This is a genomic window from Kitasatospora sp. GAS204B, assembly GCF_029892155.1.
Taxonomy (GTDB): Bacteria; Actinomycetota; Actinomycetes; order Streptomycetales; family Streptomycetaceae; genus Kitasatospora.
Genome location: NZ_JARZAG010000028.1, coordinates 1 through 19712, shown reverse-complemented (window position 1 = coordinate 19712; position 19712 = coordinate 1). Strand labels below are relative to the sequence as shown.

Here is a 19712-nt window from a genome sequence, read left to right as displayed (position 1 = left end):
ACCGGGGCCCGGCGCAGTGGCCGTGAAGGTCACGGGCGAGAGACGAAGCTCGGGAAGTAGCCGCTGTTCAGATGCGAGATCCGGACGGTGGTGCCGGGGTGCGCGGCCTCGATGTAGCGGTTGTCGCCGAGGTAGATGGCGACGTGATGGATCCCGCTGACGCTGCCGTCGTAGGACCAGAAGAGCAGGTCCCCGCGCTGCATCCGGCTCGCGCTCACCGGCGTGGTGGCGGAGTACTGCTCGTCGGCGATCCGGGGCAGCGAGACGTCGGTGCGTCGGAAGGACTGCTGGGTGAGGCCGGAGCAGTCGTAGCCGTCCGGGCCGTTGCCGCCCCAGATGAAGGGCTTGCCGAGCTGGGCCTGGGCGAACGCGATGGCGGCCTCGACATCGCCGCTGGAGGCGTTCGACGTGGCGGCGGACTGGTCGCCGGTGCCGGTGCCGGTGCCGCTGCCACTACCGCTGCTGTCGCTGTTCGAGCCGATCCGGTTCAGGTAGGTGTCGCGGTGGCTGGTGTAGCGCCATTCGCCGCTGCTGTTCTGGAACCAGTAGACCGAGCCGTCCCAGCCCTGCTGGATGTCGCCGGTGCCGGTGCCGGTGTTGTCGCTGTTCGAGCCGATCCGGTTGAGGTAGATGTCGTGGTGCTTGGTGTAGCGCCATTCGCCGGCGCTGTTCTGGAACCAGTAGACCGAGCCGTCCCAGCCCTGGTGGATGTCGCCGTTGGTGACGCTCGCCGAACGGTCGGCGCTGACCAGCCCGGACGAGAGGGCGAGGTGCTCGGGCAGCGGGGCCGCGCTCGCCAGGTCGGCGCCCAGGCCGATCGAGCCGGCGCCCGCGACGATCGCGGCGGCCAGGCCGACCCGGTGGCGCAGGCGGCCGGCCCGGTGGTGCGCACCGTGCTCGGCGCTGGAGGAGGGCCGGCCGGCTATCGGATCGGCAGAGATCAGGTCCGGGTTGAGGTCCGGTTTCATGTCCGGTGCATCCCTTCCGTACGCCCGGCCGGGGCCGGGACGGCGGACCGGACCGAAACGGCCCGCTCCGCGCGGCGCCGCGGGGTCCGCGGCCTCCGTCGGCCCCGGGAACGGAGCGGGCGGAGAGCTGTCCGCGTGGGGGAGTCCCACGGCCGCCACGCTAAGCAGCTCGCGAGCCGGACCGCGTCGTGGACTGCGCCGACCGAGGGTGCACGCTCGGTGACCGAGCGCGATGGTGCGACCTAGGCGGCCACCACCGACCGCACGTCCATCCGCACCGGCGTGCCCGGCGCCTTGGCGCAGCTCTCCGGGCGGGGCGGCTCGCTCAGCGCCCGCACCACCTCGACCAGCCACTCGCGGCCGTCGCCGTGCCGCACCCGGCAGCGCCACTCGCCCGCCGAGAGCGACTGCTGAGTCACGGTCAGCGCCTCCGCCGCGCTCTCCTCGACCAGCTCGCGCACGGCCTGCTCGGCGGCCTGGGCCGGCCGGTCCCAGCAGGAGCGGCCGCGCGACCAGCGCGGCACCATCTGCCCGGCGGCGGTGGCCGCCAGCACCTCCTTGGCCGCGGCGTCGGTCAGCCGCCCGTACGCGTAGCCGTACGGCAGCACCAGCATGGTGGGGGAGAAGCGGTGGCCGCCCAGGTGGGTGACCTCCCAGACCTCGGTGTGCCCGGCGGCGGCCAGCTCGGCGGCCAGCGGCCGGCCGAGCAGCGCGCAGCAGCGGTCGCGCCGGCCGTTGGTGCACACCAGGGCCAGCGGGCCGCCGGTGTGCGGGGTGCCGAAGCCGCCGTGCTCGCCCGCGCCCGCCGCGGCCAGGTCCAGCGAGAGCAGCTCGGCGACGTCCGCCAGCTCGGCCCGGCGGATCCACCCCCGCCCGGGCACCGTGTGCGCGAGGATCACCTGGTGGCCGGCCGCCGGTCGGTCGTCGGCGTGCCGTCCCGGGTGGCGGATCAGCGCCACCCGCACCCCGGTGCCCGCGCAGGCCGCGTCCAGCGCCCGCCCCAGCTCCGCGTCGAGGTGACTCTCGGTCAGTGCCTTGGCGCCCCACGGGCCGCTCTGCTCGATCAGCAGCCAGGTGGTCGCGGTGGCCGCGGTGGCGGCCAGCGGCTCGGCCAGCTCGTTGGACAGACTCGTACAGATGCTCACCCGGGCACCCTACCGCCGTGCGGTGGGGCGCCCGGGTGGGACGGAAGGCGAGGTCAGGCCGGTCCGGCCACCGCCGCGATCGGCGTGCTGACCGGAGTCCCCGAGCCGTCCCGGCGCGGGTCGCGCTCCGGCAGCGGCACCGGCGAGCCGTTCGCCGCCGCCGCCCGGGCCGGCGCCGGGCCCGCCCAGGCGAAGGCCAGCGAATCCTCGCCACGCAGGAAGCGCTGGCAGCGCACCCCACCGGTGGCCCGCCCCTTGCGCGGATACAGCTCGAACGGCGTGAGCTTCCAACTGGTCTGCGCCTCACCGGTGAGCGTGCCCGAGGCGCCCGCCACCGAGATCACCACCGCGTCCGCCGCCGGATCCACCGCCGTGAACGAGATCACCCGCGCCCCGTCCGCCAGCTTGATCCCGGCCATGCCGCCGGCCGGGCGGCCCTGCGGCCGGACCTGGCTCGCCGGGTAACGCAGCAGCTGGGCGTCGCTGGTGAGGAAGACCAGCTCCTCCTCGCCGGTGCGCAACTCGACCGCGCCCACCAGCTCGTCACCGTCCTTGAGCCCGATCACTTCGAACTCGTCCTTGTTGGCCGGCCACTCCGGAACCACCCGCTTGACCACGCCCTGCACGGTGCCCAGCGCCAGACCCGGCGAGGACTCGTCCAGCGTGGTCAGCGCGATCAACCGCTCACCGGCGTCCAGCTTCAGGAACTCCGACACCTGGGCCCCGCCGGCCAGCGACAGGGTCGGCTGCGGCGGCAGGGCCGGCAGGTCGATCACCGGCAGCCGCAGCACCCGCCCGGCCGAGGTCACCGCGCCCACATCGCCGCGCGCCGTGGCCGGCACCGCGGAGACGATCACGTCGTGCTTCGCCCGGTTCTCCGGCGCGGGGCTCGGCTCGCCGTCCGCCGTCCGGGCCAGCAGACCGGTGGAGGAGAGCAGCACCCGGCACGGGTCGTCCGCCACCTCCAGCGGCACCGCGAGCGACGCCGAGGGCAGCGCGCCGGCCTCCAGCAGCGCGGTGCGCCGCTCGGTGCCGAACTGCTTGGCCACCGCGCCCAGCTCGCCGGAGACCACGCCGCGCAGCTTGGTGTCCGACTCCAGGATCTCGGTCAGCTCCGCGATCTCGGTGAGCAGCTTGCTCTGCTCCGCCTCCAGCTCGACCCGGTCGAACCGGGTCAGCCGGCGCAGCGGGGTGTCCAGGATGTACGCGGTCTGCACCTCGGAGAGCGAGAAGCGCTCGATCAGGCGCTCCTTGGCCTGCGTCGCGTTGTCACTGGACCGGATCAGCGCGATGACCTCGTCGATGTCGACCAGCGCCACCAGCAGGCCCTCGACGAGGTGCAGCCGCTCCTGCCGCTTCCGCCGGCGGAACTCGCTGCGCCGGCGGACCACCTCGAAGCGGTGGTCGACGTAGACCTCGAGCAGCTCCTTCAGCCCCAGCGTGAGCGGCTGGCCGTCGACCAGCGCCACGTTGTTGATGCCGAAGTTCTCCTCCAGCGGCGTCAGCTTGTAGAGCTGCTCCAGCAACGCCTCGGGAACGAAGCCGTTCTTGACCTCGATCACCAGCCGCAGGCCGTGCGCACGGTCCGTCAGATCCTTGACGTCCGCGACGCCCTGCAGCTTCTTGGCGTTGACCAGGTCCTTGATCTTGGAGATCACCTTCTCCGGGCCGACCGAGAAGGGCAGTTCGGTCACCACGATGCCCTTGCGGCGGGCGGTGACGTTCTCGATCGTCGAGGTGGCGCGGATCTTGAAGGTGCCGCGGCCGCTCTCGTAGGCGTCCCGGATGCCCGACAGGCCCACGATCCGGCCGCCGGTCGGCAGATCGGGGCCGGGGATGAAGCGCATCAGGGTGTCGAGGTCGGCGTTCGGATGCTTGATCAGATGCCGGGCGGCGGCCACCACCTCGGACAGGTTGTGCGGCGGCATGTTGGTCGCCATGCCGACCGCGATGCCGGTGGCGCCGTTCACCAGCAGGTTGGGGAAGGCGGCCGGCAGCACCACCGGCTCCTGCTCGCTGCCGTCGTAGTTCGGAGTGAAGTCGACGGTCTCCTCGTGAATCGACTCCACCAGCGCCATCGAGGCCGCGGTCAGCCGCGACTCGGTGTACCGCATCGCGGCCGGCGGGTCGTCGTTGCCGAGCGAACCGAAGTTCCCGTGGCCGTCGATCAGCGGCACCCGCATCGAGAACGGCTGTGCCATCCGGACGATCGAGTCGTAGATCGAGGCATCACCGTGCGGATGCAGCCGACCCATCACCTCGCCGACCACCCGGGCGCACTTCACATGCGAGCGCTCCGGGCGCAGGCCCATCTCGTTGGCCTGGTAGAGGATTCGCCGGTGCACCGGCTTGAGACCGTCCCGCGCGTCCGGCAGGGCGCGCGAGTAGATCACCGAGTAGGCGTACTCAAGGTAGGAAGCCTGCATCTCGTCCACGACGTCGACATCGAGGATCCGCTCCTCGAAGTCTCCGGGTGGCGGGGTCGGCGAACTGCGGCGGGCCATCGCGGCGGGGCTCCCTTGCGTCTGTCAGCTGCTTCACATGTCGTCACCGGGGGATACGGCGCCCCCCATTGTGGACCCTCGCACGGACACCCCTCGTCAAGGGCCGCTTCCCGCTCGTCCCGGTGAAAGCCGATCGGCTTCCGCCGGTGGCGAACGGGCAGCGCGCGCGGACTCATCCCGGCACCGTACGCGTTGCACCACAATGGGGGCGGTAGAGACCCCTGACCAACCTGACGGGAAGGATCCGAGCGCATGGCCAACCCGGCCCCCGCCTCCGACAACGGAGGCATCGCCATCACCGAGCACCGCCTGGCCAACGGCCTGCGCGTGGTGCTCTCCGAGGACCACCTCACCCCGGTGGCCGCCGTCTGCCTCTGGTACGACGTGGGCTCCCGCCACGAGGTGAAGGGCCGCACCGGGCTGGCGCACCTCTTCGAGCACCTGATGTTCCAGGGCTCCGCCAACGTCTCCAACAACGGGCACTTCGAGCTGGTCCAGGGGGCCGGCGGCTCGCTCAACGGCACCACCAGCTTCGAGCGCACCAACTACTTCGAGACCATGCCCACCCACCAGTTGGAGCTCGCCCTCTGGCTGGAGGCCGACCGGATGGGCTCGCTGCTGGCCGCCCTCGACGACGCGTCGATGGAGAACCAGCGCGACGTGGTCAAGAACGAGCGCCGCCAGCGCTACGACAACGTCCCCTACGGCACCGCCTTCGAGAAGCTCACCGCACTCTCCTTCCCCGGCGAACACCCGTACCACCACACCCCGATCGGCTCGATGGCCGACCTGGACGCCGCCACCCTGGAGGACGCCCGGACGTTCTTCCGCACCTACTACGCGCCCAACAACGCGGTGCTCTCGGTGGTCGGCGACATCGACCCGGAGCAGACCATCGCCTGGGTCGAGAAGTACTTCGGCAGCATCCCCGCCCACGACGGCAAGCAGCCGCCGCGCGACGGCACGCTGCCCGAGACCATGGGCCAGGAGGTCCGCGAGCTGATCGAGGAGGAGGTCCCGTCCCGCGCGCTGATGGCCGCCTACCGCCTGCCGCACGACGGCAGCCGCGAGGCCGACGCCGCCGACCTGGCCCTCACCGTGCTCGGCTCCGGCGAGTCCAGCCGCCTCTACAACCGCCTGGTCCGCCGCGACCGCACCGCCGTCTCGGCCGGCTTCGGCCTGCTGCGACTGGCCGGCGCCCCCTCGCTCGGCTGGCTGGACGTCAAGACCTCCGGCGAGGCCACCATCCAGCAGATCGAACTCGCCGTCGACGAGGAACTGGCCAGGTTCGCCACCGACGGCCCCACCGCCGAGGAACTCGAGCGCGCCCAGGCCCAGATCGAGCGCGAGTGGCTCGACCGGCTCACCACCGTCGCCGGCCGGGCCGACGAACTCTGCCGCTACGCCGTCCTGTTCGGCGACCCCAAGCTGGTCAACAGCGCCCTCGGCAAGGTGCTCGACGTCACCGCCGAGGAGGTCAAGGCGGTCGCCGCCGCCCGACTGCGCCCCGACAACCGAGCGGTCCTGGTCTACGAGCCGCTGCCCGACACAGCCGCTGCCAACGACGCTGCCGAGGAGGACGCCGCATGAGCGCCTACGTTCCCGCCATGACCTTCCACCCGCAGCCGGAGCCCGGCACGCCCACCCCCTGGGCGTTCCCCGCACCCGATCGCCTCGCCCTGGCCAACGGCCTGACGGTGCTGCACTGCGACCGCCCCGGCCAGCAGCTGGTCGCCATCGAGGTGCTGCTCGACGCACCGCTCGCCGCCGAGCCCGAGGGCCTGGACGGGGTGGCCACCATCCTGGCCCGGGCGCTCAGCGAGGGCACCGACACGCTCACCGCCGAGGAGTTCGCCGGCGAGTTGGAGCGCGCCGGCGCCACCCTGGACGCGCACGCCGACCACCCCTGCATCCGGGTCATCCTGGAGGTTCCCGCCTCCCGCCTGGAGCGTGGCCTGACGCTGCTCGCCGACGCGCTGCGGGCACCCGCGCTGCCCGCCGACGAGATCGAGCGACTGGTCGCCAACCGGCTGGACGAGATCGTCCACGAGCAGGCCAACCCGGCCCGGCGCGCCGCAAAGGCGCTCTACGCCGACCTGTTCGCCGCCGCCGACCGGCTCTCCCGGCCCCGCTCCGGCACCGCCGAGACCGTCAAGGGGATCGACCGCGCGGCCGTCCAGGCCTTCTACGCCGCGCACGTCCGTCCCACCACCGCCACCCTGGTGGTCGTCGGCGACCTCACCGGCGTCGACCTGCCGGCCATGCTGGAGTCCACCCTGGGCCGCTGGACCGGCGAGAAGGCCGAGCCCAGCACCGCCGCCGCGGTCACCGCCGACGACCGCGGCCGGGTGATCATCGTGGATCGGCCCGGCTCGGTGCAGACCCAGGTGCTGATCGGCCGGATCGGCCCCGACCGCCACGACCCCGACTGGGCCGCGCAGATCCTCGGCACCTACTGCCTGGGCGGCACCCTGACCTCCCGGCTGGACAAGGTGCTGCGCGAGGAGAAGGGCTACACCTACGGCGTGCGGGCCTTCGCCCAGCCGCTGCGCTCCAACGCGGACGGCTCAGGCCGGGCCCTGCTGGCGATCAGCGGCTCGGTGGACACCGCCTCCACCGCCCCCGCGCTCGCCGACACCTGGACCATCCTGCGCACCCTGGCGGCCGAGGGCCTCACCGACAGCGAGCGCGAGGAGGCCGTGCAGTTCCTGGTCGGCGTCGCCCCGCTGAAGTACGAGACGGCCGGCTCGGTCGCCGCCACCCTGGCCGACCAGGTCGAGCAGCACCTGCCCGACGACTACCAGGCCGAGGTCTACCGGCTGTTGGCCGCCCTCGACACGGCCGCCGCCACCGAAGCCGTGGTCGCCGCCTTCCCGCCCGAGCGCCTGGTGACGGTGCTGGTCGGCGACGCCTCGGTGATCGCGGACGAGGTCAAGGAGCTGGGCATCGGCGAGGTCACCGTGGTCGCCAACTGAGGCTGACCCCTGATCAGGAGGCCTGGCGGGCATGCCCGCCAGGCCTCCCGCGTATTTGCGTTGCACGCCTGCGCCGCTCTGTGGGTTGATAGCACCGGTCGAACGGACCGGTCGAGCGAACAGCCGAGTGAACGAGAGGAGGCGGTCATCATGCGGGTCGAGCCAACCGGCAGGCGCAGCAGCCGCGCCCTGCGCTCCCCGAGGCCGTCCTCGTGCACCGCCTCGGCCCGCCGACGCCGCCGCGCCGCCTGAGTTTCCACAGGCCCCGGCTTTTCCACAGCCTTCCCGAGCCACGCCGGACGCTTCGCGTGGCAGTCCTACGCTTGATCTGTCGACCTTTGGGGGTCAGTTTCACCATGTCGTACACCGAAGTACCCGGCGCGCGGGTCCCCATCCGGATGTGGGCCGACCCGGCCACCGTCGAAGGCGCGGCGATGCAGCAGCTGCGCAACATCTCCACCCTGCCCTGGCTGCACGGCCTGGCCGTGATGCCGGACGTCCACCTGGGCAAGGGCGCCACCGTGGGTTCCGTGATCGCCATGAAGGGCGCGGTCTGCCCGGCCGCGGTCGGCGTGGACATCGGCTGCGGCATGAGCGCGGTCAAGACCTCGCTCAACGCCCGCGACCTGCCGGACGACCTGAGCCGGCTGCGGTCCAAGATCGAGCAGGCGATCCCGGTCGGGCGGGGGCTGCACAGCGAGCCGGTGGACCCGGGTTCGCTGCACGGCTTCCGTACGGCGGGATGGGAGGACTTCTGGGAGCGGTTCGAGGGCGTGGCGCCGGAGGTGAAGTGGCGGCGCGAGCGGGCGATGCAGCAGATGGGGACGCTGGGCTCGGGGAATCATCTGATTGAAGTTTGTACAGATCTCTCCGGCGCTGTCTGGCTGATGCTGCACTCCGGCTCCCGCAACATCGGCAAGGAACTGGCGGAGCACCACATGACGGTCGCCCGTTCGCTTCCGCACAACCAAGGGCTGGTCGACCGCGACCTGGCCGTCTTCATCTCGGACACCCCGCAGATGGCGGCCTACCGGCAGGACCTGTACTGGGCACAGGAGTACGCCAAGAACAACCGCGCGGTCATGATGGCACTGTTCAAGGACGTGCTCAGGCGTGAGTTCGCGCGCACCAAGGTCACTTTCGACCAGGAGATCAGCTGCCACCACAACTACGTCGCGGAGGAGCGCTACGACGGACTTGACCTGCTGGTCACCCGCAAGGGCGCGATCCGGGCCGGCACCGGCGACTTCGGAATCATCCCGGGCTCGATGGGCACCAGCTCGTTCATCGTTCGTGGCCTGGGTAACGAGGCGGCGTTCAACTCAGCGTCGCACGGCGCGGGTCGGAAGATGAGTCGGACCGCCGCCAAGAAGCGGTTCACGGTGCGGGACCTGGAGGAGCAGACCCGGGGGGTGGAGTGCCGGAAGGACGCCGGGGTGCTGGACGAGATTCCTGGGGCCTACAAGTCGATCGAGAAGGTCATGGAGCAGCAGCGTGATCTGGTGGAGATCGTCGCCCAGCTCAAGCAGGTGATCAACGTCAAGGGCTGACTTCACTCCGGGGTGAGGGAAACCGCACCCTGGGGCGTGCCGGTCCGAGCAGACGCCAACGGCGCATCGCGCAGCTCTGCTCGGACCGGTCGAGTGCTGCTGCGGCCTGAGTTATTGTCGCGGCACCGAGCAGGATCTGGTCCTGCTCGGCCGTCCAAGTCTGTCGGCGGACCCTTCGCGAGCCGGGCGGCCGTGTCCATCCCATGACGTGCTCGCTGGCCGCGAGCTTTCTCGGCAGGGCCAGACAGCCGGGATAGTAGAGCGTGCGTGCCAGCTCCACCGCATCCTCGATGGTGTACATGAGGTTGTAGATCTGGTCTCGCTGATTGCGATTCGGCGTGTGGACGGTGCCGGTCAGTTGCCTGACGTAGTTGCTGAAGTACCAGATGATCGCGTCGCTTGCTGTGGTCAGACTGACGAACGGAAGGTCTTGGGCCGTGCGCCCGATCGAGCCGTCGGCGTCGATGAGCCCGCGCAGGTAGTCAGGTTCGGAGTGCGGAGCCTGGGGCGGGGCAATGCTCTGGGACTTCCGGCCGACCGGCAGGCCGAGAGCTCGGATCTCCTGCCGGAACTCCAGCGCCCAGACGGTCCAGGTGGCGGTGTCGCTCCTGGCGGAGAAGTTCGTCGTGCGGGTCCGGTACCCGATGCTGCTCTTCACCGGGAAGAGCCGCTGGAACGCCTCCAGGAGCGGGGCGTCGCGTGCTGCCAGCTCCACTGCAAGCCGTCCCCTATTGCGGCTCTGCTCAGAGAGGTGCCCGTCGGCCTGGAGGAAGCCGAAAGCGTAGGCGTGGTCCGGGTTCTGGAGATCGATGTAGGCCATGTCTCGCAGCATTCGGCGCAGTTGCCCACAACGAGAATCGAACTGAGCATCATTCAGTCGAAGGTGTGTACTGATCCGAACAGTCGTTCCCTTGCGGCCCGCTCACTCCGCCCGTCGCAGCAGCAGCGTCACGAACCCGAACGCCTCCCGGTACCCCCGCAGCCAGGCGGTGCGGTGCTCGGCGGCGGCCTGGGTGGCCTCGGTGGCGGCGGGGTGGGCGGGGTGGTCCAGGGCCCACTCGGTGAGGGTGCCGGTCTGGGACCACTCGTAGTCGTCCAGTTCGGCGCGGGTGCTGGTGTGGCCGTGGATGGGGAGCCAGCCGGCGGTGGTGAGGTGGTCGGTGAGGGTGGGCAGGTCGACGAGGTCGTGGCCGACGCTTTCGCGGGCCGCCTGCTCGGGTGGGCGCTGCCAGTAGCCGGTGCCGAGCAGCAGGGTGCCGCCGGGGGACAGGTGGTGGTCGGCGGCGCTGAGGGTGGCGGCCAGGGTGTCGAAGGCGGGGGTGGCTCCGATGCAGAGCACCAGGTCGTAGGGGTGCGGCGGGGTGAATTCGGCCGGTGCCTTGTGGTGCAGGCCCAGGCGGCGGATCACGCCGAGGTGTTCGGCGGCGATCCGGGCCTCGGTCAGTGCGGCCGGGTCCGGGTCGACCCCGTCGGCGGTCAGGTCGAGGTGGGCGGCCAGCGCGCGCAGCAGCCAGGCGCCGCTTCCGCAGCCGAGGTGCAGGACTCGCTCGTTCCCGTGCCGGACGGCCCGGCGCAGCACCGCGGCCAGGCTCTCGTCGGTGAGTGGGGCGGTGATGGGGTGGTGGGTGTGGGCGAGGCGGGAGCGTTCCTGACGGTCCATCCGCTCAGCCTGTCAGCCGTCGGTCGCTTTTGCACGGCCGCGCACGGCTCGGCACGGAACTGACGTACCGTCAGTTCAGGCTGGCGCCGTCCCGCAACTGTGTGGCCATGACCAACCGGCGGCGCAGGCCCAGGCGTTCGTAGAGGCGGATGGCGGCGTGGTTGGCGTCGGCGACCATCAGGGCGGCTCGGCCGCAGCGGCGCAGCAGGCTGTCCAGGACCAGCCGGCAGGCTGCTTCGGCGTGGCCGCGGCCGCGGCCGTGCACCGGGTGGGCGGCGACGCCGGCCAGCAGGCCGAGGTCGGGGGCGCTCCAGGCGTCGGCGGCCAGGGCGGTCAGGCGGCCGGTCTCGTCACGGACGCCGGCCCAGGCGCGGGCGCCGGGGCGGTTGGGGTGGGCGAAGGAGTCGGGGAACGCCTCGTCGAGCAGGGCGGCGGCCTCGGGCAGTTCCTCGGGGGTCAGCCAGCGGGCGCGTGGCGGCGCCGCCAGGTCGGCGGGTCCGGTCAGATCCATCCAGGAGAACGGCGGCACCGGCCGCAGCTCGGGTATCCGGGCCAGTACCGAGTCGAGCAGGTCGCGCTCGCCGATCGGTCGGTAGCCGGGTCCGACCTCGCGCAGTGCGGCGCGGACCAGTCGGGCGGCGGGTTCGGCGGGGCCGTGCACGGCGAGCCGGTCGCGGCCGGAGAGCGCGGGGGAGGCCACCGCCACCGCGCCGTCCAGGGTGAAGGCCCGTATGTGGGGGGCGAAGCCCTGGGCCGCCCAGCGGATGATCGGATGGTCGCCCAGCTCGGCGGCGGTCTCGATGGTCAGTTCGCGCACCGGGCGATTGTGGCATCGGGTCGTGGCGTGCCGAAGGGGCGCCCCGCGGCGATCGGGGCGCCCTTTCGGAGTGGGAGGGCCGTGGCGGGCCTCACGCCTCGGGCAGTGCGTCCAGGCCCTGCTCGACCATGGTGGCCAGGCGGTCCAGCGCGGCGTCGGCCTCGGGGGCGTCGGAGGCCAGCACGACCTCCTCGCCGCCCTCGGCGCCGAGGGCCAGCAGGCCGAGCATCGAGGCGGCGTTGACCGGGTTGCCGCCGGCGGCCTTGGCGATGGTGACCGGCACGCCGAGGGAGGCGGTCGCCCGCACGAAGACGGAGGCGGGACGGGCGTGCAGGCCCTCGGGCCAACCGATGGTGACGCGGCGCTCAGCCATGAGACGTGCCTTTCAGGTGGTGCTGTTCGACATGTTGTCTAGACCATTCTGGCATGCTCCGCGCGCAACTGGCGAGGCCCCGTGCGGTGAGGTCCGGCCGTGCCCGCGCACGCCGGGCGCCATCGGGCCCGCCGACGGATAGCCTGGCCGTGTGGACGACCCCCGGGCCCAAGCCCGTCCGACCGCGCCGGCCGGGCCGACCGCGCCGACTGCGGCAACCGCGCCGGCCGAGGGCCCCGGCTACCCCCAGCACTGGGAGGCCGACATCCTGCTGCGCGACGGCGGCACCGCCCGGATCCGTCCGATCGTGCCGGCCGACGCCGAGCGCCTGGTGGAGTTCTACGCCCAGGTCTCCGACCAGTCGAAGTACTTCCGCTTCTTCGCCCCTTACCCCCGGCTCTCCGACAAGGACGTCCGGCGCTTCACCCACCACGACTTCGTCGACCGGGTGGCGCTGGCCGTGGTCGTCCGTGACCGCTTCATCGCCACCGTCCGCTACGACCGGATCGACGAGCAGGGCCGCCCCAGCGAGCAGGGCACGGACGCCGAGGTGGCGTTCCTGGTGCAGGACGCCCACCAGGGCCGCGGGGTGGCCTCGGCGCTGCTCGAACACATCGCGGCGGTCGCCCAGGAGCGCGGGATCCGTCGCTTCGTCGCCGAGGTGCTGCCCGAGAACCGGAAGATGACCAAGGTCTTCACCGACGCCGGGTACACCCAGAAGCGCAGCTTCGCCGACGGCGTGGTGCACCTGGAGTTCGAGCTGGAGCCCACCGCCGCCTCGCTCGCGGTGATGCGGGCCCGCGAGCACCGCGCCGAAGCCCGCTCGGTGCAGCGGCTGCTGAGTCCCCGTTCGGTGGCGGTGATCGGGGTGTCCCGGACCGAGAACTCGGCCGGGCGGGCGCTGCTGCGGGCGTTGCGCGGCGGCTTCACCGGTCCGCTGTACGCGGTGAACAGCGCCGCCGCGCCCGGCGCCGAGCTGGAGGGCGTGCCGCTGCACCGCTCGGTGCTGGAGATCCCGGGGCCGGTGGATCTGGCGGTGCTCGCCGTCCCGGTCGAGGCGGTGCCCGCGGTGGTCGCCGACTGCGGTGCGCAGGGCGTGCGCGGCCTGGTGGTGGTGACCGCCGGCTACGCCGAGACCGGTGCGGCCGGCCGCGAGCGGCAGCGTGCGCTGGTCCGCCAGGCCCGGGCGGCCGGCATGCGGGTGATCGGCCCGAACGCCTTCGGCCTGCTGAGCACCGACCCCGAGCACCCGCTCAACGCCTCGCTCGCCCCGGTGCTGCCGGCGGCCGGGCGGTTCGGGATCTTCTGCCAGTCCGGCGCGATCGGGGTGGCGCTGCTGGAGGCGGCGCACCGGCGCGGGCTCGGCGTCTCCTCCTTCGCCTCGGTGGGCAACCGGGCCGACGTCTCCGGCAACGACCTGCTGCAGTACTGGGAGGAGGACGAGGCCACCGACGTGGTGCTGCTCTACCTGGAGTCCTTCGGCAACCCGCGCAAGTTCACCCGGATCGCGCGCCGGCTCGCGCTGGCCAAGCCGATCGTGGTGGTCAAGGGGGCCCGGCACACCGGCAGCCTGCCGCCCGGGCACGCGGTGCCGCCGACCGCGGGCGGCCTGCGCGACGCCACCGTGGACGCGCTCTTCCAGCAGGCCGGGGTGGTCCGGGTGGAGACCATCACCGATCTCTTCGACACCGGCGAGCTGCTGGCCGACCAGCCGCTGCCGGCCGGCGACCGGGTGGCGGTGGTGGGCAATTCCGACTCGCTCGGCCTGCTCACCCACGACGCCTGCCTGAGCGCGGGCCTGCGCCCCGGCACCCCGGTGGACCTGACCACGGCCGCCACCGGCGAGCACTTCCGGGTGGCGCTGGAGACCGCGCTGCGCGACAGCGCCGTGGACGCGGTGATCGCGGTCGCCATCCCGCCGCTGACCACCCAGAGCATCGCGATCGGTGAGGAACCGGCGCTGCCCGCCACCGACCCGGCGATCGGCGAGGGTCTGCTGGCCGCGGGGGCGATGGCCCGGCAGCTGGGCAAGCCGCTGCTGCTCACCCACCTCGCGCTCACCGACCTGCCGGCCGTGCTGAGCGCGGGTGAGTACCCGGTCCCGGCCTACCCGGCCCCCGAACGCGCCGTGCGCGCGCTGGCGCACGCCGTGCGCTACGGCGAGTGGCGGCGCACCGCCGAGAGCGCCGAGCAGACGGCCCGGGTGCCCGAGCTCGACCGGATCGACGAGGGGGCCGCCCGTCGCCTGGTCGAGCTGGCCCTGGACTCCCGCACCGCCCAGGCGGCCCGTACCCAGCCCGGCGGCGCCCGGTTCGGGCTTCCCGAGGAGCAGGTCGCCGAGCTGCTCGGGCACTACGGCATCGAGGTCCACCGCGCGCTGCCCGCGCCCGACGAGGAGCGGGCGGTGGCCGCCGCGGCCCGGTTCGGCTACCCGGTCGCGCTCAAGGCCACGGCCGCCCACCTGCGGCACCGGCCCGACCTGGGCAGCGTCCGGCTGGACCTGGTCGACGAGGAGGGGCTGCGCCGGGCGCACCGCGAGGCGGCCGCGCTGCTCGGCGGCGCGCAGCGGGCCGGGTTGGTGGTGCAGAAGATGGCCGCGCGCGGGGTGGACACGGTGATCGGCGCGAGCGTGGACCCGGCGGCCGGCGCGATCCTCACCTTCGGGCTGGCCGGCGCCCCGGCCGAGCTGCTCGGCGACGTGGCGCACCGGCTGATCCCGGCCACCGACCTGGAGGTGGCCGCGCTGGTCCGCGAGGTGCGGGCGGCCCCGCTGCTGTTCGGCTGGCGCGGCGCCGACCCGGTGGACACCGGCGCGTTGGAGGAACTGCTGCTGCGGGTCTCCCAACTCGTCGACGACCTGCCGGAGGTGGCCGCGGTGGACCTCGAACCGGTGGTGGTCGCCCCGCACGGGCTGTCGGTGCTGGCCGCCCAGGTACGGCTCGCGCCGCTGCCGGTCCGCAGCGATCTGGGCCCGCGCGCCATGAGCACCCTGTAGCCTTCCTGGGTTACGCCCGCGCGCCAGGACCGGTCCTCCGGTTCGCGCGGACGGACGGCGCAGTCCAGCCCGCCGGGTCGGTGGGACATGCCAGGATGGAGTTATGGCGAAGACCGGTACCACCACCACGCAGGATCTGCGCTCGGCGATCGAGCGCAGCGGCTACTACCCCGCGCTGGTGTCCGAGGCCGTGGAGTCCGCGGTGGGCCCCGAGCCGATCACCTCCTACCTGGTCCACCAGGAGACCACCTTCGACGCCAACGAGGTCCGGCGGCATGTCACCGTCCTGGTGCTGACGGCCACCCGGTTCGTGGTCAGCCACACCGACGAGCAGACCGCCGACGCCACCAGCCCGGTGCCGTACGCGACCACCTCCACCGAGAGCGTGCGGCTGGACCGGATCGGCTCGGTGGTGCTGAGCCGGATGGTCGCCAATCCGGAGACCTACACCCCTGGCCGGCTGCCGCGCGAGGTGGTGCTGACCATCGGCTGGGGCGCGGTGCAGCGGATCGACCTGGAGCCGGCCGGCTGCTCCGACCCGAACTGCGAGGCGGACCACGGCTACACCGGCTCCGCCACCGCCGACGACCTGTCGTTGCGGGTCAGCGAGGCCGGCGACGGCCCCGAGACGGTGGCCCAGGCACTGATCTTCGCCCGGGCGCTGTCCGAGGCCACCATCAGCAGGGCCTGAGAGCCCTGATGATGTCGCCCCTCGCACCGCACGGTCACGACGACTTCCAACTGCTCGACCCGGCCCAGGCCCCCGCTCCCGGATACGGCAGCGGCTCGCTCAGCGACCTGCTGCCCTCGGTGGCGGCGGGGATGGGCGTGCCCGGCTTCCGCAGCACGCTGCCGATCGCCCCGGCCGACCGGGTCTGCGTCTTCCTGGTGGACGGCCTGGGCTGGGAGCTGATCCGCCGTCACCCCGAGTACGCCCCGTTCCTGAACTCGCTGCTGGGCGGCTCGCTCGGCGGTTCCGGGCGCCCGCTGACGGCCGGGTTCCCGGCCACCACCGCGACCTCGCTGGCCTCGGTGGGCACCGGGCTGCCGCCCGGCCTGCACGGCCTGGCCGGCTACTCGGTGGCGATCCCCGGGCGCAACGTGCTGATGAACCAGCTGCGCTGGCAGCCGCCGGTCGACCCGCACAGCTGGCAGCCCTACCCCACCGTCTTCGAGCGGGTGCATGCCGCGGGTGTCGCGGCCAGCCAGGTCTCCTCGCCGCTCTTCGCGCAGACCCCGCTGACCCGGGTCGCGCTCTCCGGCGGGGAGTTCCTCGGCCGCACCACCGGCGAGGAGCGGATGGACCTGGCGGCCCGTCAGCTGGCCGCCACCGACCGCGCGTTGGTCTACACGTACGTCAGCGAGCTGGACGGGATGGGCCACCGCTACGGGGTGGATTCGGACGAGTGGCGGATGATGCTGAACACCGTCGACCGCCTCGCCCAGCGGCTGGCCGAGCAGTTGCCGGCCCGCTCGGCGCTGTACGTCACGGCCGACCACGGCATGATCGACATCGCGCCCGAGGACCGGATCGACTTTGACGACGACTGGGAGCTGAGCGCGGGCGTGGCCCTGCTCGGCGGCGAGGCCCGGGCCCGCCACGTCTACGCGGTGCCGGGCGCGGCCGCCGACGTGCACACGGTGTGGAGCGAGGTGCTCGGCGACCGGATGTGGGTGGCCACCAGGGACCAGGCGATCGCGGCCGGCTGGTTCGGTCCGACCGTCGACGACCGGGTCTACCACCGGATCGGCGACGTGGTCGCCGCCGCCCGGGACGACGTCGCGGTGATCGCCTCGCGCAGCGAGCCGGGCGAGTCCGCGATGGTCGGGCTGCACGGCTCGATGACGCCGGTCGAACAGCTGGTCCCGCTGCTCGAGGTCCGCACCTGACGACCGCGCACCTGACAACGGCGCACCTGACAACGGCGCACCTGACGACCGCCGGGCCGAGGACCGCTCGGCTGACCACTCGGCTCACGAAAGGCCCACGCTTCACCCATGGCTGATCTGGTGTTCTTCTCCGGCACGATGGACTGCGGCAAGTCCACCCTGGCGTTGCAGATGAACCACAACCACGCCGCTCGCGGCCGGCAGGGGATCATCTTCGCCCGGCACGACCGGGCCGGCGCCTCCACCATCTCCAGCCGGCTGGGCCTGCGCGCCGAGGCGGTCGAGGTGACCGAGGGCTTCGACTTCCAGCTCTACGTGGTGCAGTTGCTCTCGGCCGGCGGCAAGGTCGACTACCTGATCTGCGACGAGGCCAACTTCTACGCCGCCGAGCAGGTCGACCAGTTGGCCCGGGTGGTGGACGAGCTGGGCATCGACGTCTTCACCTTCGGCATCACCACCGACTTCCGCACCCGGCTCTTCCCCGGCTCGCAACGGCTGATCGAGCTGGCCGACCGGGTGGAGATCCTGCAGGTCCAGGCGCTCTGCTGGTGCGGCGCCAGGGCCACCCACAACGCGCGCACGGTCGGCGGGGTGATGGTGGTCGAGGGGCCGCAGGTGGTGGTCGGCGACGTCACGGTCAGCGAGGACGAGGTCGGCTACGAGGTGCTCTGCCGCCGTCACCACCGCCGCCGGCTCACCGCCGCGACCGCCCGGGCGGCCACCCTCTCGCCGGACGTGCTGCCGTTCGAGCGCTCCTGACGCCCTGGACCGCCCGGCAGTCGGGGCCCGCTAGGGCAGCTTGACCACCGAGAACCGCCCGCCCTCCGGGTCGGCGAGCCTGGCCACCCGGCCGTACGGCGTGTCGTGCGCCTGCACCAGCAGCGCGCCGCCCAGCGCCAGGCACTGGCGGACCGTCAGATCCACGTCGGCGACGGCGAAGTAGATCCGCCAGCGCGGCGGGCCGTCCCGCAGGTCGGTGGTCTGCTTGAGCCCGGCGACCCGGTGCCCCTCCACCCGCAGGGTGGCGTCCTCCTCGCCGCGGGCCACCGCCGAAGGGTCCGCCTCGACCACCGAGCGTCCCAGCACCGAGCCGTAGAAGGCAGCGGCCAACGGCTCGTCATTGGTGACCAGTTCGCTCCAGACCGGCGCGCCGGGTTCCCCGACCACCTCCCAGCCGAGGTGGTCCTGCCCCTCCCACAGGCCGAAGAAGGCGCCGGACAGGTCGGCCGCCACCGCCAGCCGACCGGCCGCCTCGGACTGCAGCGGGCCCACCGCCACGGTGCCGCCGCACTCGCGCACCCGGGCCGAGACCTCGTCGGCGTTGTCCACGGCGAAGTAGGTGGTCCACTCGGTGGGCAGGGCCGGCTGCCGGGGCGCCAGCCCGATCCCGGCCACCTTGGCCCCCTGCAGGCTGGCCCGCACATAGGCGCCCAGTTCGGTGGGGCCGGGGGTGAAGCTCCACCCCAGCAGCGCACCGTAGAACGTCTTGGCCCGCTCCAGATCATTGACCAGCAGGCTTACCCAGCAGGGCGTGCCGTGAGCCACTTTGACCTTCACCGCCGTCATCCCAGACCTCCTCGCGCGGGCGCCCGGCCCGGCGGCTCGGGCCCCAGGCAGATGGTGCCACCTGTGCGGGCGGCAGACCGGGCGCCCGCGCGGAAATCATGGCAAAGAGCGCACAAAGGACCGCAGCGCGCCACTTGGCGACCGCCATCGGAGTGAGTGAGGCAGCTCAGGCACCACAATGGCGTCCATGGACGATCTGGAGAACACCTCCGAGTTGGACCCCGGCACGGTCTCACCGCTGATCACCGTCGAGGAGTTGGCGAAGGCGCTGGCCGGGGAGCGGCCGCCGGTGCTGCTGGACATCCGCTGGCAGCTCACGGCATCCACCGCAGGCCAGGGCGGTTCGGGCGGATCGGGCGGCGCGGGCGGCTCGATCGGCGCCGCGGAGTACGCGCGGGGGCACCTGCCCGGCGCGGTCTTCGTCGACCTGGACCGCGAGTTGGCCGCACCGCCGGCCGGCGCCCACGGCGGCCGCCACCCGCTGCCGGACCCGGCGGCACTCGGCGCGGCGCTGCGCCGGGCCGGAGTGCGCGGCGACCGCGCCGTGGTGGTCTACGACGCCGGCCCGGCCACCGCGGCCGCCCGTGCCTGGTGGGTGCTGCGCTGGGCCGGCCACCCGGATGTCCGGGTGCTGGACGGCGGCATCGCCGCCTGGCGCGCGGCCGCAGCGGCGCAGACCACCGAGGTGCCCGCGCCGGCCGAGGGCGACTTCACCCCGGTCCCCGGCGGGCTGCCGACGCTGGACGGCGATCAGGCCGCCGAACTGGCCCGCAGCGGCCTGCTGCTGGACGCCCGGGCGGTGGAGCGCTACCGCGGCGAGGTCGAGCCGCTGGACCCGAAGGCCGGTCACATCCCCGGCGCGGTCAGCGCGCCCACCTTCGAGAACAACGCCGAGGACGGCCGCTTCAAGCCGGCCCAGCAACTGGCGGAGCGGTTCCGCTCGCTGGGCGTGGCGGGGCAGCGGGTCGGCGTCTACTGCGGCTCGGGCGTGACGGCGGCGCACCAGGCACTGGCGCTCGCGGTGGCGGGGCATCAGGTGGCGCTCTACCCGGGCTCGTGGAGCGAGTGGTCGAACGACCCGCGGCGGCCGGTGGCGACCGGCGCCGAGCGGGGCTGAGCAGGCGTGGCAACGAGGGTCGGGCCCCCCCCCCCGGGGGGGCGGCCCCCCCCCCCCCCGCCCCCCCCCGCGGGGTGTTACCGCGGCGGGCGGAGACCCTAGCCTCCCCCCAGGGCCCCGGGGCCCGGCGGCCCCGCCGCCCGCCCCGAGCG

Annotated in this window: 16 protein-coding genes; 8 read left to right on the top strand and 8 right to left on the bottom strand. The window is 73.1% G+C overall.

What is annotated here, in order from left to right:
• Window positions 1-29: 29 nt before the first annotated feature.
• From P3T41_RS30025 to P3T41_RS30015, 3 genes are all read right to left on the bottom strand, one after another.
• Window positions 30-968 carry a C40 family peptidase gene (locus tag P3T41_RS30025; RefSeq protein WP_280693708.1) on the bottom strand — a complete coding sequence of 313 codons (939 nt, stop codon included), beginning with the start codon at window positions 966-968 and terminating at the stop codon, window positions 30-32.
• A 242-nt stretch (window positions 969-1210) separates the two neighbouring features.
• Window positions 1211-2113, bottom strand: a complete 903-nt coding sequence (locus P3T41_RS30020) for a sucrase ferredoxin (RefSeq protein ID WP_280693707.1) — start codon at window positions 2111-2113, stop codon at window positions 1211-1213.
• A gap of 53 nt (window positions 2114-2166) precedes the next feature.
• Window positions 2167-4617: a DNA topoisomerase IV subunit A gene (locus P3T41_RS30015; protein ID WP_280693706.1), complete on the bottom strand. Its 2451-nt coding sequence runs from the start codon at window positions 4615-4617 to the stop codon at window positions 2167-2169.
• Window positions 4618-4869: 252 nt separating this feature from the next.
• Between P3T41_RS30015 and P3T41_RS30010 the strand changes: the two genes are divergently transcribed.
• The 3 genes from P3T41_RS30010 (at window position 4870) to P3T41_RS30000 (ending at window position 9142) form a co-directional block, all read left to right on the top strand.
• A complete protein-coding gene (locus P3T41_RS30010) occupies window positions 4870-6207 on the top strand; it encodes a pitrilysin family protein (RefSeq protein WP_280693705.1) in 1338 nt (445 codons plus the stop codon).
• Window positions 6204-7592 (top strand): pitrilysin family protein, encoded by a 1389-nt coding sequence (locus P3T41_RS30005; RefSeq protein WP_280693704.1) that lies wholly within the window; start codon window positions 6204-6206, stop codon window positions 7590-7592. Before P3T41_RS30010 ends, P3T41_RS30005 begins: the two co-directional genes overlap by 4 nt.
• A gap of 356 nt (window positions 7593-7948) precedes the next feature.
• The gene (locus P3T41_RS30000; protein WP_280693703.1) at window positions 7949-9142 is read left to right on the top strand and encodes an RtcB family protein; all 1194 of its coding nucleotides are present in this window, start codon (window positions 7949-7951) and stop codon (window positions 9140-9142) included.
• Here the strand turns inward: P3T41_RS30000 and P3T41_RS29995 are convergent.
• The 4 genes from P3T41_RS29995 to P3T41_RS29980 all read right to left on the bottom strand — a co-directional run bounded on the left by P3T41_RS29995 (window position 9132) and on the right by P3T41_RS29980 (window position 11992).
• On the bottom strand, window positions 9132-9962 hold the full coding sequence (locus tag P3T41_RS29995) for an LAGLIDADG family homing endonuclease (protein ID WP_280693702.1): 831 nt from the start codon (window positions 9960-9962) through the stop codon (window positions 9132-9134). The genes P3T41_RS30000 and P3T41_RS29995 overlap by 11 nt on opposite strands.
• Before the next feature lie 102 nt (window positions 9963-10064).
• Complete coding sequence (locus tag P3T41_RS29990; protein ID WP_280693701.1) at window positions 10065-10802, bottom strand: class I SAM-dependent methyltransferase; 738 nt, start codon at window positions 10800-10802, stop codon at window positions 10065-10067.
• A 70-nt stretch (window positions 10803-10872) separates the two neighbouring features.
• Window positions 10873-11619, bottom strand: a complete 747-nt coding sequence (locus tag P3T41_RS29985; protein WP_280693700.1) for a GNAT family N-acetyltransferase — start codon at window positions 11617-11619, stop codon at window positions 10873-10875.
• 91 nt (window positions 11620-11710) lie between these two features.
• Window positions 11711-11992, bottom strand: coding sequence for an HPr family phosphocarrier protein (locus tag P3T41_RS29980; RefSeq protein ID WP_280693699.1), 282 nt, complete (start codon window positions 11990-11992; stop codon window positions 11711-11713).
• A 265-nt stretch (window positions 11993-12257) separates the two neighbouring features.
• On the opposite strand from P3T41_RS29980, the gene P3T41_RS29975 reads away from it, so the two are divergent.
• The 4 genes from P3T41_RS29975 to P3T41_RS29960 all read left to right on the top strand — a co-directional run bounded on the left by P3T41_RS29975 (window position 12258) and on the right by P3T41_RS29960 (window position 17636).
• Window positions 12258-14987, top strand: coding sequence for a GNAT family N-acetyltransferase (locus P3T41_RS29975; RefSeq protein WP_280693767.1), 2730 nt, complete (start codon window positions 12258-12260; stop codon window positions 14985-14987).
• A 103-nt stretch (window positions 14988-15090) separates the two neighbouring features.
• Window positions 15091-15678 (top strand): DUF5998 family protein, encoded by a 588-nt coding sequence (locus P3T41_RS29970; protein ID WP_280693698.1) that lies wholly within the window; start codon window positions 15091-15093, stop codon window positions 15676-15678.
• 8 nt (window positions 15679-15686) lie between these two features.
• Window positions 15687-16877, top strand: a complete 1191-nt coding sequence (locus P3T41_RS29965; protein WP_280693697.1) for an alkaline phosphatase family protein — start codon at window positions 15687-15689, stop codon at window positions 16875-16877.
• A 108-nt stretch (window positions 16878-16985) separates the two neighbouring features.
• Entirely contained in the window at window positions 16986-17636 is a 651-nt protein-coding gene (locus tag P3T41_RS29960; RefSeq protein WP_280693696.1) for a thymidine kinase, read from the top strand.
• 30 nt (window positions 17637-17666) lie between these two features.
• On the opposite strand, the gene P3T41_RS29955 is transcribed toward P3T41_RS29960, so the two are convergent.
• The gene (locus P3T41_RS29955) at window positions 17667-18443 is read right to left on the bottom strand and encodes a VOC family protein (protein ID WP_280693695.1); all 777 of its coding nucleotides are present in this window, start codon (window positions 18441-18443) and stop codon (window positions 17667-17669) included.
• Window positions 18444-18630: 187 nt separating this feature from the next.
• Between P3T41_RS29955 and P3T41_RS29950 the strand changes: the two genes are divergently transcribed.
• Window positions 18631-19560 (top strand): sulfurtransferase, encoded by a 930-nt coding sequence (locus P3T41_RS29950; protein WP_280693694.1) that lies wholly within the window; start codon window positions 18631-18633, stop codon window positions 19558-19560.
• The last annotated feature ends 152 nt before the right edge of the window (window positions 19561-19712 follow it).